General features: G+C 72.3%; 13 protein-coding genes. 8 read left to right on the forward strand and 5 right to left on the reverse strand.

The window, feature by feature from the left end; all coding sequences use genetic code 11:
* The first annotated feature begins 89 nt into the window (after positions 1 to 89).
* From PV682_RS03500 to PV682_RS03520, 5 genes are read left to right on the forward strand one after another with little or no spacing between them, the layout of a single operon-like run.
* Complete coding sequence (locus PV682_RS03500) at positions 90 to 1,415, forward strand: L-fuconate dehydratase (protein WP_319723843.1); 1,326 nt, start codon at positions 90 to 92, stop codon at positions 1,413 to 1,415.
* Positions 1,412 to 2,167, forward strand: a complete 756-nt coding sequence (locus PV682_RS03505) for an SDR family NAD(P)-dependent oxidoreductase (RefSeq protein ID WP_319723845.1) — start codon at positions 1,412 to 1,414, stop codon at positions 2,165 to 2,167. Before PV682_RS03500 ends, PV682_RS03505 begins: the two co-directional genes overlap by 4 nt.
* The gene (locus PV682_RS03510; RefSeq protein WP_319723846.1) at positions 2,164 to 3,147 is read left to right on the forward strand and encodes an aldo/keto reductase; all 984 of its coding nucleotides are present in this window, start codon (positions 2,164 to 2,166) and stop codon (positions 3,145 to 3,147) included. The genes PV682_RS03505 and PV682_RS03510 overlap by 4 nt, the downstream gene beginning before the upstream one ends.
* Positions 3,144 to 3,458, forward strand: a complete 315-nt coding sequence (locus tag PV682_RS03515; RefSeq protein WP_319723848.1) for an L-rhamnose mutarotase — start codon at positions 3,144 to 3,146, stop codon at positions 3,456 to 3,458. Before PV682_RS03510 ends, PV682_RS03515 begins: the two co-directional genes overlap by 4 nt.
* On the forward strand, positions 3,455 to 4,279 hold the full coding sequence (locus tag PV682_RS03520; protein ID WP_319723850.1) for an amidohydrolase family protein: 825 nt from the start codon (positions 3,455 to 3,457) through the stop codon (positions 4,277 to 4,279). The genes PV682_RS03515 and PV682_RS03520 overlap by 4 nt, the downstream gene beginning before the upstream one ends.
* On the opposite strand, the gene PV682_RS03525 is transcribed toward PV682_RS03520, so the two are convergent.
* Positions 4,267 to 5,700, reverse strand: a complete 1,434-nt coding sequence (locus PV682_RS03525) for a lipase maturation factor family protein (protein WP_319723852.1) — start codon at positions 5,698 to 5,700, stop codon at positions 4,267 to 4,269. The two genes, PV682_RS03520 and PV682_RS03525, sit on opposite strands and share 13 nt — an antisense overlap.
* Before the next feature lie 132 nt (positions 5,701 to 5,832).
* On the opposite strand from PV682_RS03525, the gene PV682_RS03530 reads away from it, so the two are divergent.
* Together PV682_RS03530 and PV682_RS03535 are read left to right on the forward strand one after the other, a co-directional pair.
* Complete coding sequence (locus PV682_RS03530) at positions 5,833 to 7,893, forward strand: SpoIIE family protein phosphatase (protein ID WP_319723854.1); 2,061 nt, start codon at positions 5,833 to 5,835, stop codon at positions 7,891 to 7,893.
* 12 nt (positions 7,894 to 7,905) lie between these two features.
* Positions 7,906 to 8,769, forward strand: coding sequence for an Fpg/Nei family DNA glycosylase (locus PV682_RS03535; protein WP_319723856.1), 864 nt, complete (start codon positions 7,906 to 7,908; stop codon positions 8,767 to 8,769).
* A gap of 25 nt (positions 8,770 to 8,794) precedes the next feature.
* Here the strand turns inward: PV682_RS03535 and PV682_RS03540 are convergent, their stop codons facing one another.
* From PV682_RS03540 to PV682_RS03550, 3 genes are all read right to left on the reverse strand, one after another.
* A complete protein-coding gene (locus PV682_RS03540; RefSeq protein ID WP_319723858.1) occupies positions 8,795 to 9,469 on the reverse strand; it encodes a zf-HC2 domain-containing protein in 675 nt (224 codons plus the stop codon).
* A gap of 220 nt (positions 9,470 to 9,689) precedes the next feature.
* Entirely contained in the window at positions 9,690 to 10,223 is a 534-nt protein-coding gene (locus PV682_RS03545) for a hypothetical protein (RefSeq protein ID WP_319723860.1), read from the reverse strand.
* Positions 10,224 to 10,357: 134 nt separating this feature from the next.
* Positions 10,358 to 10,900, reverse strand: a complete 543-nt coding sequence (locus PV682_RS03550; protein WP_319723862.1) for a sigma-70 family RNA polymerase sigma factor — start codon at positions 10,898 to 10,900, stop codon at positions 10,358 to 10,360.
* A gap of 276 nt (positions 10,901 to 11,176) precedes the next feature.
* Between PV682_RS03550 and PV682_RS03555 the strand changes: the two genes are divergently transcribed.
* Positions 11,177 to 12,346, forward strand: a complete 1,170-nt coding sequence (locus PV682_RS03555; protein ID WP_319723864.1) for a CapA family protein — start codon at positions 11,177 to 11,179, stop codon at positions 12,344 to 12,346.
* A gap of 22 nt (positions 12,347 to 12,368) precedes the next feature.
* Here the strand turns inward: PV682_RS03555 and PV682_RS03560 are convergent, their stop codons facing one another.
* Positions 12,369 to 12,842 (reverse strand): universal stress protein, encoded by a 474-nt coding sequence (locus tag PV682_RS03560; protein ID WP_319723866.1) that lies wholly within the window; start codon positions 12,840 to 12,842, stop codon positions 12,369 to 12,371.
* Positions 12,843 to 12,871: the final 29 nt, after the last annotated feature.

Genomic DNA, 12,871 nt, shown 5'->3' on the forward strand with positions numbered 1-12,871 from the left:
GAAAATCCGGACCGAACCGCTTCAAGGGGTGTTGGAGAGGGAAATTGGTCTGATAAATATGCAGGGCTGATCCGACCGAGAGGGGTCCCGTGAGCCTACGCATCACCGCCGTCGACACCCACGACATCCGCTTCCCCACCTCGCGGGAGCTGGACGGCTCCGACGCGATGAACCCGGACCCGGACTACTCCGCCGCCTACGTCGTCCTGCGCACGGACGCCGCCGACGGCCACGAGGGGCACGGCTTCACGTTCACCATCGGCCGGGGCAACGAGGTCCAGGTCGCCGCGATCGACGCCCTGCGCGCGCACGTCGTCGGCCGCGACGTCGCCGAGATCTGCGCGGACCCCGGAAGCGTCAGCCGCGCCCTGATCGGCGACAGCCAGCTGCGCTGGCTGGGACCCGAGAAGGGCGTGATGCACATGGCGATCGGCGCCGTCGTCAACGCCGTCTGGGACCTCGCCGCCAAACGCGCCGCCAAACCCCTGTGGCAGCTCCTCGCCGACGCCGACCCCGAGTGGCTCGTCACCCAGATCGACTTCCGCTACCTCACCGACGCCCTCACCCCCGCCGAGGCCCTCGACCTCCTGCGCCGGGGCAAGGAGGGCGCCGAGGAGCGGCGTACGACCCTCCTGGAGCGCGGCTATCCCGCGTACACGACGTCCGCCGGGTGGCTCGGGTACGGCGACGAGAAGCTCGCGCGGCTCGCCGCCGAGGCCGTCGCGGACGGGTTCACACAGATCAAGCTGAAGGTCGGCGCCGACCTCGACGACGACGTACGCCGCTGCCGGGTCGCCCGCGACGTGGTCGGCCCCGGCATCCGCATCGCCGTCGACGCCAACCAGCGCTGGGACGTCGAGGAGGCGATCCGCTGGACCAACGCGCTCGCCCCCTTCGACCCGTACTGGATCGAGGAGCCCACCAGCCCCGACGACATCCTCGGCCACGCTGCCGTACGGCGCGGTGTCGCGCCCGTGAAGGTCGCCACCGGCGAGCACGTCCAGAACCGGATCGTCTTCAAGCAGCTCCTCCAGGCCGGCTCCCTCGACATCCTCCAGCTCGACGCGGCCCGCGTCGGCGGGGTCAACGAGAACCTCGCCATCCTGCTGCTCGCCGCCAAGTTCGGCGTGCCCGTCTGCCCGCACGCGGGCGGCGTCGGCCTGTGCGAACTCGTCCAGCACCTCTCGATGTTCGACTTTGTGGCCCTCACGGGGACGACCGAGGACAGAGTCATCGAGTATGTGGATCATCTGCACGCCCACTTCCTTGATCCGGTGGTCATCAGGGAAGGTCACTACATGGCACCGACCACGCCGGGCTTCTCCGCCGCCATGCGGCCGGAGTCCCTCGCGCGCTACCGGTTCCCGGACGGTGCCTTCTGGCTCGCGGACCTGAAGGAGAACGAGGCGGCATGAACGACTTCGAGGGGCTCACGGCACTGGTCACGGGCGGCGCCTCCGGCATCGGCCGGGCCACCGCCGACCTGCTGGCGGAGCGCGGCGCACGCGTCGCCGTGCTCGACCTCGACCCGTCCGGCGTCGACAAACCGCTGCTCGGCCACCGCGCCGACGTCAGCGACGACGCCTCCGTACGCACCGCCGTCGAGGCCGCCGTCACCGGCCTCGGCGGCCTCGACATCCTGATCAACAACGCGGGCATCGGCGCCCAGGGCACCGTCGAGGACAACGACGACACCGAATGGCACCGCGTCTTCGACGTCAACGTCGTCGGCATGGTCCGCACCACCCGCGCCGCCCTCCCGCACCTGCGCGCCTCCGGCCACGCCGCGATCGTCAACACCTGCTCGATCGCCGCGACCGCCGGACTGCCCCAACGGGCCCTGTACGGCGCCACGAAGGGCGCGGTGCTCTCCCTGACCCTCGCGATGGCCGCCGACCACCTCCGCGAGGGCATCCGCGTCAACTGCGTCAACCCCGGTACGGCGGACACCCCGTGGGTCGGCCGCCTCCTCGACGCCGCCGACGACCCGGCCGCCGAACGCGCCGCCCTCGAAGCCCGCCAGCCGTCCGGGCGCCTGGTCAGCGCGGCCGAAGTCGCCGCCGCCATCGCCTACTTGGCGAGCCCGCTCGCGGGCGCGACGACCGGCACGTCCCTCGCGGTCGACGGCGGCATGCAGGGGCTGCGGCTGCGGCCGGTGAAGCAGTGAGCGGGGGAGTCCCCCGGCCGCCGGGCGCCGCCCGGCCCGGGACGAACCGCCTCGGCCGCACCGGCATCGAGGTCACCGCGCTCGGCTTCGGCGCCGCCGGCATCGGCAACCTCTTCACCCCGCTCACCGACGAGCAGGCCACCCAGGCGACAACCGCCGCCTGGGACAAGGGAATCCGCTACTTCGACACGGCCCCCCACTACGGACTCGGCCTCTCGGAGCGGCGGTTGGGCGCGGCTCTGCGGGACCGCCCGCGCGCCGAGTTCACGATCTCGACCAAGGTCGGCCGTCTCCTGGAGCCCTCCCCGGTGACGGGCGACGACCTCGCCGACGGCTTCGCGGTCCCCGACTCCCACCGCCGCGTCTGGGACTTCAGCGCCGACGGCGTACGCCGCAGCCTGGAGTCCAGCCTCGAACGCCTCGGCCTCGACCGCGTGGACGTCGTCTACCTCCACGACCCCGACGACCACGCCCGCCAGGCGTTCGACGAGGGCTACCCGGCGCTGGAGAAGCTCCGCTCCGAGGGGGTCGTGGGAGCCATCGGCGCCGGCATGAACCAGACGGCGATGCTCACCCGGTTCGTGCGGGAGACGGACGTCGACGTCGTGCTGTGCGCGGGGCGTTACACGCTCCTCGACCGCAGCGCCCTCACCGACCTGCTCCCGGCCGCCGAGGAGCGGGGCGTCTCGGTGGTGATCGGCGGCGCCTTCAACTCCGGCCTGCTGGCGGACCCGAAGCCCGGCGCCACCTACAACTACACCGCAGCGCCACAGGAGTTGCTGGACGAGGCGCTGCGCCTCAAGGCGGTCGCCGACCGGCACGGGATCACCCTGCGGGCCGCGGCGCTCGCGTTCTGCGCCGCGCATCCGGCTGTCGCGAGCGTGCTCGTCGGGGCGCGTTCGGCGGCCGAAGTCATCGACGGGGCCGAGCAGTTCACGGCCTCGGTGCCGGACGACTTCTGGAAGGAGGCCGGGCTGTGAGGGTCGCCCTGCACACCACGGTCCGGGCGGACCGGATCACGGAGTACGAGGCCGCGCACCGGGAGGTGCCCGCCGAACTCACGGACGCCATCCGTGCCGCCGGGGCGTCCTCCTGGACCATCTGGCGCAGCGGCACCGACCTCTTCCACGTCCTGGAGTGCGAGGACTACGGGCGCCTGCTCGCCGAGCTGGAGAAGCTGCCGGTCAACGTGGCGTGGCAGGCGCGGATGGCGGAGCTGCTGGACGTCGTCCACGACTACTCGGACGAGGGCGCGGACGCGGGGCTGCCGGTGGTCTGGGAGCTGCCGTGACGGTCGTCGACACCCACCACCACGTCTGGGACCTCTCGGTCAGGGATCAGGACTGGATCCCTGAACTGAGCCCCCTCAGACGGGACTTCGCCCTCGCCGACCTCGCCCCCGAGGCGCGGGCGGCGGGCGTCGACCGGACGGTCCTCGTCCAGACGGTCACCGTCGCGGAGGAGACCCCCGAGTTCCTCGCGCTGGCCGACGCGCACGACCTCGTCGCGGGCGTCGTCGGCTGGACCGACCTCACCCACCCTGGCATCGCCGAGGAACTCGCGCGGCTGCGTGAACTCCCGGGCGGCGCCCACCTGAAGGGCATCCGGCACCAGGTCCAGGGCGAGTCCGACCCGGGGTGGCTCCAGCGCCCCGACGTCAAGAGGGGCCTGCGTGCGGTCGCGGCGGCGGGACTCGTCTACGACCTGGTGGTGCTCCCGGACCAACTCCCCTCCTGTGTCAGGGCCGTCGGTGAGCACGACGACCTGGTCTTCGTCCTCGACCACCTCGGCAAACCCCCCGTCGCCTCCGGCCGCCTCGGCCCCTGGGAGGGCGACATCCGCGCCTTCGGCTACCACCCCAACACGGTCGGCAAGCTCTCCGGCCTGGTCACCGAGGCCGGTGCGGGGTGGAGTGCCGGTGATCTGCGGCCGTACGTCGAGATCGCGCTGGAGTCCTTCGGGGCCGACCGGCTGATGTTCGGGTCGGACTGGCCGGTGTGCACGGAGGTCGCGAGCTATGCCCAAGTCCTCGCGGTGGCCGAGGAGTTGACCGACCCCGGGGACCGGGAGGCGATCTTCGAGGAGAACGCCGTCAGGGTCTACGGCCTCTGATCCGTGCGGTCCGTGCGGTCCGTGCGGTCCAGACGGGTCGGCGGGAGGAACTCGCGGACGTAGGTGCGGTGCCAGCAGGCGCCGGTCCGCCGCAACTCCCGCCGGTCCGTATACCGGTAGCGGAAGAGGCGGGCGCGGATATGGCGGGGCGGCTCGTCGAAGGGCGCCCGGCGCAGGAGTCTCAGCGTCACCGGGTCGCCCTCCAGGAGGCGTTCGACGAGGGCCGTGAACCAGGTGCCCGCGTACGCGGGGGACAGGCCGACGAACCACAGCATCCAGTCCAGGCGCAGATGGTAGGGGGCGAACTGGCGTGGCCAGCGCGTCGGGTCGCCCGGCTTGCCCTTGAACTCGTATTCCCGCCAGCCGTGTTCGGCGTGCGGGACCTCGTCGAGCGTGCCCTCGATGACCACCTCGTACCGGGTGCGGCTGACGCTGCCGAAGGCGCCGTAGGAGTTGACCAGGTGCAGGGGGTCGAAGGAGCGGTTCATGACCTGGCGGCGGGAGAGCATGTTGCGGACGGGGTGGCGGCTCAGGAACAGGAGCAGGGCGGCGACGGCGAGCACCAGGACCTCGTACCAGAGGGGCGTCTCGGGGAACTCCCTGCGCTGGGAGGGGAGTTCGAGCACCGACAGGGCCAGGGTGATCGTCAGCCAGTTCAGCCAGGCGAAGTTGCCCGACAGGACCAGCCAGAGCTGGGTCAGGATCATCAGGGAGGCCGCCGCCGTCGCCACCGGCTGCGGGGTGAACAGGAGGAACGGGACCACGAGTTGGGTGACGTGGTTCGCCGCCGCCTCCACGCGGTGCACCGGGCGCGGGAGATGGTGGAAGAACCAGCTGAGCGGGCCCGGCATCGGCTGGGTCTCGTGGTGGAAGTCCAGGCACGTCAGCTTCCGCCAGCACGCGTCCCCGCGCAGCTTGATCAGGCCCGCCCCGAACTCGACGCGCAGCAGCAGCCAGCGCAGCAGGAGCAGCACCGGCAGGGGCGGGGCGACCTCGTCGTTGCCGAGGAACACCGCGAGGAACCCGGTCTCCAGGAGCAGGGACTCCCAGCCGAAGCCGTACCAGGTCTGGCCGACGTTCACGATCGACAGGTACAGGACCCAGGGGAGCAGCCACAACGACATCGCGGCCCACAGGGGCAGCAGCGCGTCCACACCGGCCAGCAGGGCCGCCGACAGCGCGCAGCCCGCCCAGGCGCAGGACCCGAAGAAGCGGTCCGAGTAGTGGAGCTGGAAGAGGCTCGGGGCGCCGCGGAACGGGACGCGGGCGGTGAAGCGGGGGATGGGGAGCAGGCCGCGTGTCCCCAGCAGGGCGCGGAACTGGAGGGCGGCGGTGAGGAACGCGCACAGGTAGACGGCGGCGAGGGCACGCTGGAAGAGGAGGCGGCTCAGCCAGGCGGTGTCGGAGGTGAACCAGTCCATGGTCGTGACTCTCGGTGAGCTGTTTCTCCGCTTGCGTCAGCATGATGGGGTGGAAGACCCCATCCCGGACCTCCCCTCTGGGTGGCCACCTCTCCGGTCGTGAAACCCCCCGAACCCTGTCACAGTGGGCGCATGCCGGACGACTGGCCCGCGCGCCCGGACCCGGTCCTGGCGCTCAACCGCATGGGCAGCTTCGAGTGGGACCTGGACTCCGGGCGGTTCCGCATGGACGCGCGGGCTCACGAGATCTTCGACCTGCGGCCCGACGAGTACGACGGGAACCCGGAGACCCTGAGCGTCCGCGTGCCGAGGGCGGAGGGCGAGCGGCTGGACGCGCTGGTCGCGCAGGCGATCAAGGACGGCAGCGAGAACTACGGCTGCTACTTCCGGCTCCAGCGCCGCGACGGCACCCTGTGCTGGACCCACACGCAGGGCCACATCAGCCGCGACGACACCGGCCGCCCCCGCCGCATCGTCGGCATCGTCCGCGACGCCACCCAGGAACTGGACGACCTCGCGCGCCGCTGGGAGGAGACCGCCCGCGACGACGCGCGCCGCGAGCAGACCAACGTCGTCCAGCTCACCACGGCCGCGCTCGCGCACGCGCGCACCGTGCAGGACGTCATCGACGTCCTCAAGGACACCCAGGGCCTCACCCATCTGGGCGCCACCAGCCTCGTCATGGGCCTCGTCGAGGCGGGCCGCATCCGGCTGGTCGCGGAGGGCCCCGAGGGCAGCTTCGTGCCCGGCACGCTCGTCACCCGGATCGACGAGCCGTACCCGATGAGCGAGGTCGTCCGCACGCTCACCCCGCGGTTCATCGAGTCGCCGCAGGAGTTCGCGGCCGGCTACCCCGTCCTGTGGCCGCACCTCTCCGACCTGCGGATCACCTCCGCCGCCTACCTCCCGCTGATCGTGCAGGCCCGCCCGATCGGCGCGATGGGCCTGCTCTACAGCGACCGGCGCGGCTTCACCCCCGAGGAGCGCAACATCCTCGTCGCGCTCGGCTCCAGCATCGCGCAGAGCCTCCAGCGCGCCATGTTCTACGAGCAGGAGAAGGACATCGCGCAGGGCCTCCAGCAGGCCATGCTGCCGCGCACCATCCCCAGCGTCCCCGGCGCCGAGATCGCCGTCCGCTACCGGGCCGCGACCATCGGCGGCTCCCTCGGCCGGGACATCGGCGGCGACTGGTACGACCTGATCCCGCTGCCCGGGGGCAAGGTCGGCGCGGTCATCGGTGACGTCCAGGGCCACGACACGCACGCGGCGGCGGTGATGGGCCAGCTCCGCATCGTCCTCAAGGCGTACGCCTCCGAAGGGCACCCGCCGGCCACCGTTATGGCCCGCGCCTCCCTCTTCCTCCACGACCTCGACACCGACCGCTTCGCGACCTGCCTGTACGCCGAGGCCGACCTCGCCACCGGCGTCGTCCAGGCCGTCCGCGCGGGCCACATCGACCCCCTGCTGCGCGCCGCCGACGGCACCTGCCGCCGCCTCACCGTCCCCGGCGGGCTCCCCCTCGGCCTCTCGGCGGAGTTCGGGGGCCTCGCGTACCCCGTCAGCACGCTGGAACTCGACCCCGGCGACCTGCTCCTGCTGTGCACCGACGGCCTCGTCGAACAGCCCGGCGCCGACCTCGACGACGGCATGCGCCTCCTCACGGCCCTGGTCGCCGACGGCCCCGACGACGTCCGCGCCCTCGCCGACCGCCTCATCGAGGTCGCGGAGGACCGGGGCGGCGACGACGACGTGGCGCTCCTGCTGCTGCGCCGCCGCTGCCTCGACACGCCGCGTGCGGGGGGCCGCCTGCAACAGCACGTCGCCCCCGGCGACCCCGACGCCCTCGTGCAGGCCCGCCACATGATCCGCGCCGCCGTCCACGCCTGGGGCGCCCGCACCCGCGCCGACGACGTGGAACTCACGGCCGACGAACTGATCACCAACGCCCTGATGCACACGGAAGGCGCGGCCGTCGTCACGCTGCGGGTCGTCCTGGCCGATCCGTCCCGCCGGCTGCGGGTCGAGGTGGAGGACACGTCCAGCGCGCTGCCGCGCCGCAGAGAAGCGGGGGAGGCGGGGGTCACGGGGCGGGGCCTGCTGCTGGTGGACCTGCTCGCGGACGCGTGGGGGGTGGAGGCGCGGGGCGGCGGCAAGTGCGTATGGTGCGAATTCGCCCTACCTGACCCACCCTGAGACCCTGGACCCATGCCCGAGCTGCCCGAGGTCGAAGCCCTCAAGGACTTCCTCGCCGAGCACCTGGTCGGTCACGAGATCGTCCGGGTGCTGCCCGTCGCGGTCAGCGTCCTGAAGACGTACGACCCGCCCGTGACCGCCGTCGAGGGACACGAGGCCGTCGCCGTGCGGCGGTACGGGAAGTTCCTGGACGTCGAGACAGCCGGCGGCCCGCACCTCGTCACCCACCTCGCCCGCGCCGGCTGGCTGCACTGGAAGGATCGCCTCCCCGACGGCATGCCCCGCCCCGGAAAGGGCCCGCTCGCCCTGCGGGTCGCCCTGGAGACGGGCGCCGGGTTCGACCTCACCGAGGCCGGTACGCAGAAGAAACTCGCGGTGTACGTCGTAGGGGACCCCCAGGACGTACCCGGCGTCGCGAGGCTCGGCCCTGACCCCCTCGCCGACGCCTTCGACGAGGCGCGTCTCGCGGAGCTGCTCGCGGGGGAGCGGCGGCAGCTGAAGGGCGCGCTGCGCGACCAGAGCCTCATCGCGGGCGTCGGGAACGCCTACAGCGACGAGATCCTGCACGCGGCCCGCATGTCCCCGTTCAAACGGGCGGCCTCGCTCACACCGCAGGAGACGCACGCGCTGTACGAGGCGCTGCGCACCACCCTGCGGGACGCCGTCGAGCGCTCCCACGGCGTGGCCGCGGGCCGGCTCAAGGCGGAGAAGAAGAGCGGCCTGCGCGTGCACGGCAGGACCGGCGAGCCGTGCCCGGTGTGCGGGGACACGATCCGCGAGGTCTCCTTCAGCGACTCCTCGCTCCAGTACTGCCCGACCTGCCAGACGGGCGGCAAGCCCCTCGCGGACCGCAGGATGTCCCGGCTCCTGAAGTAGCCGCCGCCGTTCACTTCCCTGCCGTTCACTTCCCTGCCGGGATCCGCAGCAGCGTCGTGTTGTCGGCACTGCGCACGTCGTAGAACGCGACGTCCCGCGTGTGCATCGCCGTCCCCCCGTGCATCGTGTTGGGCCGCGCGTCGTGGTCCGGCACCATCCACCCGGTCGCCGTCTCCTCGCTGCCGTCACGGCCGACGATGACGAGCCGGCAGTTGCGCGGCCCCGCCCCGTCCTTGACCTGGAGCTCGATGTCCGCGCCCCACGTCTTGTCGGCGGCCGTCACCTGCGCCCACACCCCGGACCTCTGGTCGGTCGCGGCGATCCGCACCTCGCTGCTCGCCACGGCCTCCTGACTGCCCTTGCCGCCGACGGTCATCATCAGCGCGGGCCCGGTCAGCGCGACGACGATGGACGCGGCCAGCCCGTACAGGAACCGGCGGCGCAGCGCCCGGCGCCGGGCGGCGACCTGGTCGAGGAGCTTGTCCAGGAGCCGGGGCCCGGGACCGGCGAAGGGGTGCACCGAGCGCGGGGTCGCGCGCCGGTACAGCATCAACTGCCGTGTCGCCGGGCCGAATTCCGTGACCTGAGCCGCGCACCGAGGACACTCCATGAGGTGGTCCTCGAAGCGGAAGGCTTCCGCTTCGTCCAGGACACCGAGCGCGTACGCGCCGACGTCCACATGCTGTTCCAGGGACCTCATCGCCGAATCCTCGTGCCGTTGGGTGCGGTTGGGGTTACTCCTTGCTCCCACCGGTACGCACCCGGCCCGGGAATCACTCAAGCCGTGTACAGAATCGTGACCCAGATGTTCGGAGCCGTCGCGCGGGCGGATTGGTCGGATCGGAAAATTTTTTCGCGAGGCCCCCACCAGCGCCCCCACCAGCGACGTCACGGCCCCAACAGGCGGCCACAGCAGACGGCTAGAACAGGTGGATCGCCAAGTGGCCCAGTGGCAGCCCGAGTTGCCAGGCCGGAGTCCACACCTTCGGCCCCTCGTCCTCCCCGGCCCCGGCCACCGCGCCGCCGCCCGGCACCGCGTTGAGGTCGGGCGCGAGGAGTTCCGTCTCCTCCAGCCACCGCCACGCGTCCTCGGCGAGCCGCAGGTCCGGCGAGTCCAGCCCCGACTGCGCGACACGCGCGGCGAGCCCGGCCATCCGCTCACCCACCCAGTCCTGCCAGGGCTGGTCGTACGCGGTCAGCGAGAGCCACGTCTCCAGCTGCGTCACGACCCGGATGCCGGGGAGTTCCCCGTCGGTGTCCGACAGGAAGATGGTGAGCGCCAGCGCGTCGCGCCCGGCGCGGAACTCGAACGACGTCGGCGGCATCAGGTCGCCGGTGCGCAGGAGTTCGTCGGCGATGTACTCGGCGTACAACCAGGCCATGGGGACGGTCAGTTCACCGTCGCCGGAGCCGTCGTCGGGCCCGTCCTGGCCCGGATGATCTCTGTGCAGCATCTCTCGCAGCCTTCCCTCCGGTGTGCCGTCGCCCGTCGCCGGGCCCCCAGTCCGGAACACGGATGGGAACAGCCGATTACTCAACCGGGGTCTGAGGCAAGGCGCTTTACGGAGGTTTGACTCTGCGATGGGTTTCAGCGCAGGTCGGCCGCGTAACCCGGAAGGACCCGGCGCAGGGCGCGCAGCGCGTAGTACGCGCGCGACTTCACCGTACCGGGCGGGATGCCGAGTATCTCGGCGGCCTCCGCCACACTCGCCCCCTGGAAATACACCAGCACCAGGACTTCCCGGTGCTCGGGAGTGAGAGTCTTCACAGCCTCGCGGACGTCGAGCGCCGCCGCCGCGCGCTCGGCGTGGTCGGCGCACACGGGTGCGTGTTCCAGCACCGCGTCCCCGACCTCCGCCGGACGCGCCTGCCGCGCGCGCCGCGCGTCGATCGCGAGCCGCCGCCCGACCGTCATCAGCCAGGGCCGCACCGATTCGAAGTCGTCCGCGCGCAGCGCCTCGGGGTGCTGCCACGCCCGCACCAGCGTCTCCTGGACGAGGTCCTCCGCGCGCTGCCGGTCGCCGTCGCTCAGCCGCAGCAGCAGCGCGAAGAGGGGCCGCCCGTGTTCCCGCTGGAGCGCGGCGAGTTCATGCTCAGCGGTCGTCTTCGGCTGCGTGAGTGTGGCGGTCATGGCGGTTATGGCACCCCAGGGCCGTCACTCAGCGACAGGGCGCGTACAAACATCTGCGACGGACGGTCGATCGCGTCGACGAACGGTTCGACGAACGGTCGGTGAACGGCGGTGCGGGGAGTTCCGGTTCGGAGGCGGGACACGGGTTCGATTCGGTCCCGCTACGCCGATCGCGGGCATCCCGCGGAGCGGCTCCGCCGGGCGGGCCGGGGCATGCGTTAGGAGTGTGCACGTGCGCTGTAAGTATGACAATCAGATCGGAACGGGGTGGTTGTGGTGATCGCACGCAGACGACCGTTGGCCCTCGCCGCGACCGTGCTCCTCGCCGTGGCCGCCTGCCAGGTCCAGGAAGCCCGCGAGGACAAGCGCCCCGCCCCCGGCAGACCCGCCCCCTCGGCCCCCGCCGCCGCCCCCGCCCCCGGCTTCACCCTCGTCGCCACCGGCGACGTCCTCCCCCACACCTCCATCATCGACCGCGCCCGCTTCGACGCCGCGGGCCGGGGCTACGACTTCCGCCCCATGCTCGACGCCGTCCGCCCCCTCGTCTCACGCGCCGACCTCGCCCTGTGCCACATGGAGACCGTGTACGGCGCGAACGGCGACTACACCGGCTACCCCGCGTTCAAGTCCCCGCCCGAGGTCGCCGAGGCCCTCGCGGCGACCGGCTACGACAGCTGCTCCACCGCCTCCAACCACAGCCTCGACGACGGCCCGGCCGGCATCGCCCGCACCCTCGACGCCCTCGACGGCGCCGGCGTACGCCACGCGGGCACCGCCCGTACCCCCCAGGAGGCCACCACCCCCACCCTCCTGCGCGCCGGCCGCGCCACGGTCGCCCACCTCGCCTACACCTACGGCACCAACGGCCACCCCCTCCCGCCCGGCCGGCCCTGGACGGTGAACGTCATCGACGAGGCGAAGATCCTCACCGACGCCCGCGCCGCACGCGGGGCCGGCGCCGACGTCGTGGTCGTCTCCCTGCACTGGGGCACGGAGTGGCAGGACGCCCCCGACGAGCAGCAGCTCACGCTGGCCCGCACCCTCACCGCGTCGACCGACGCCGGACGCCCCGACATCGACCTGATCCTCGGCACCCACGCCCACATCCCGCAGGCGTACGAGAAGGTCAACGGCACGTGGGTCGTCTACGGCATGGGCGACCAGATCGCCGGTGAGATGTTCAACCACCGGGGACAGCAGGACCCGCGCGGCAACCAGTCCACCATCGCCCGCTTCACCTTCACCCCGCCGGAGCACCCCGGCACCCGGTGGAACGTCACCAGGGCCGAGTTCGTCCCGCAGCTGTTCGACATCGACGCGGGACGCGTCCTCGACCTGGGCCAGGCCCTCTCCCAGGGAGCCGACGTACGCGGAGTCCGCGACCGCATCCGCGACGTCGTCCTCAGCCGGGGCGCGGCCGAGGACGGGCTGGTCATGGCGGACTGACCCCGGCGGGCCGGAACAAGACCTACGGCACGACCGTGACCGGCCACCGCCCCGCCTTCACCAGCCGCACCGCCACCGACCCCACGATCCGGTGCCCCGCCTGCTCCGACGCCCCGACGACCACCGCGTCCGCCTTCAGGTCGTCGGCGGCGGTCACGAGCCCGGCGTAAGGGTCACCGCGGAACGTGTGGAACTCCCAGCGGATGTCGAATATCCCCTTCAGCCGCTCGGTCTCGCTGCGGATCTGCGCGACCAGATCCTCGGCGATCCGGTCCGTGGTCTCCGCGACCGGCACCCCCATCGCGGCCCCCGCCGCCAGCACCGGCTGGATGTACACGATCGCCAGCAGCGCCCCCTGCCGCCGCGCGAGCCCCGCGGCGTACGCGGCGGCTCTCATGGACGAGTCGGAGCCGTCCACCCCGACCACGATGACCTTGGGACCGTCGGTCCCCCGCTCGAACCCCTGCGAGGGCCCCCGCTGATGCTGTTCCGTCACGCACCGAGGCTATCGGAATCCCCGCTTCC

The sequence above is a fragment of the Streptomyces niveiscabiei genome (assembly GCF_033794345.1).
In the GTDB taxonomy this organism is placed as follows: domain Bacteria; phylum Actinomycetota; class Actinomycetes; order Streptomycetales; family Streptomycetaceae; genus Streptomyces; species Streptomyces niveiscabiei.

What these genes read in the sequence shown, in the direction of transcription:
- PV682_RS03550 (WP_319723862.1), bottom strand. Translation starts at nt 10,900, where the DNA reads ATGACCGCCACACTCACGCAGCCGAAGACGACCGCTGAGCATGAACTC.
- PV682_RS03545 (WP_319723860.1), bottom strand. Translation starts at nt 10,223, where the DNA reads ATGCTGCACAGAGATCATCCGGGCCAGGACGGGCCCGACGACGGCTCC.
- PV682_RS03525 (WP_319723852.1), bottom strand. Translation starts at nt 5,700, where the DNA reads ATGGACTGGTTCACCTCCGACACCGCCTGGCTGAGCCGCCTCCTCTTC.
- PV682_RS03530 (WP_319723854.1), top strand. Translation starts at nt 5,833, where the DNA reads ATGCCGGACGACTGGCCCGCGCGCCCGGACCCGGTCCTGGCGCTCAAC.
- PV682_RS03540 (WP_319723858.1), bottom strand. Translation starts at nt 9,469, where the DNA reads ATGAGGTCCCTGGAACAGCATGTGGACGTCGGCGCGTACGCGCTCGGT.
- PV682_RS03535 (WP_319723856.1), top strand. Translation starts at nt 7,906, where the DNA reads ATGCCCGAGCTGCCCGAGGTCGAAGCCCTCAAGGACTTCCTCGCCGAG.
- PV682_RS03505 (WP_319723845.1), top strand. Translation starts at nt 1,412, where the DNA reads ATGAACGACTTCGAGGGGCTCACGGCACTGGTCACGGGCGGCGCCTCC.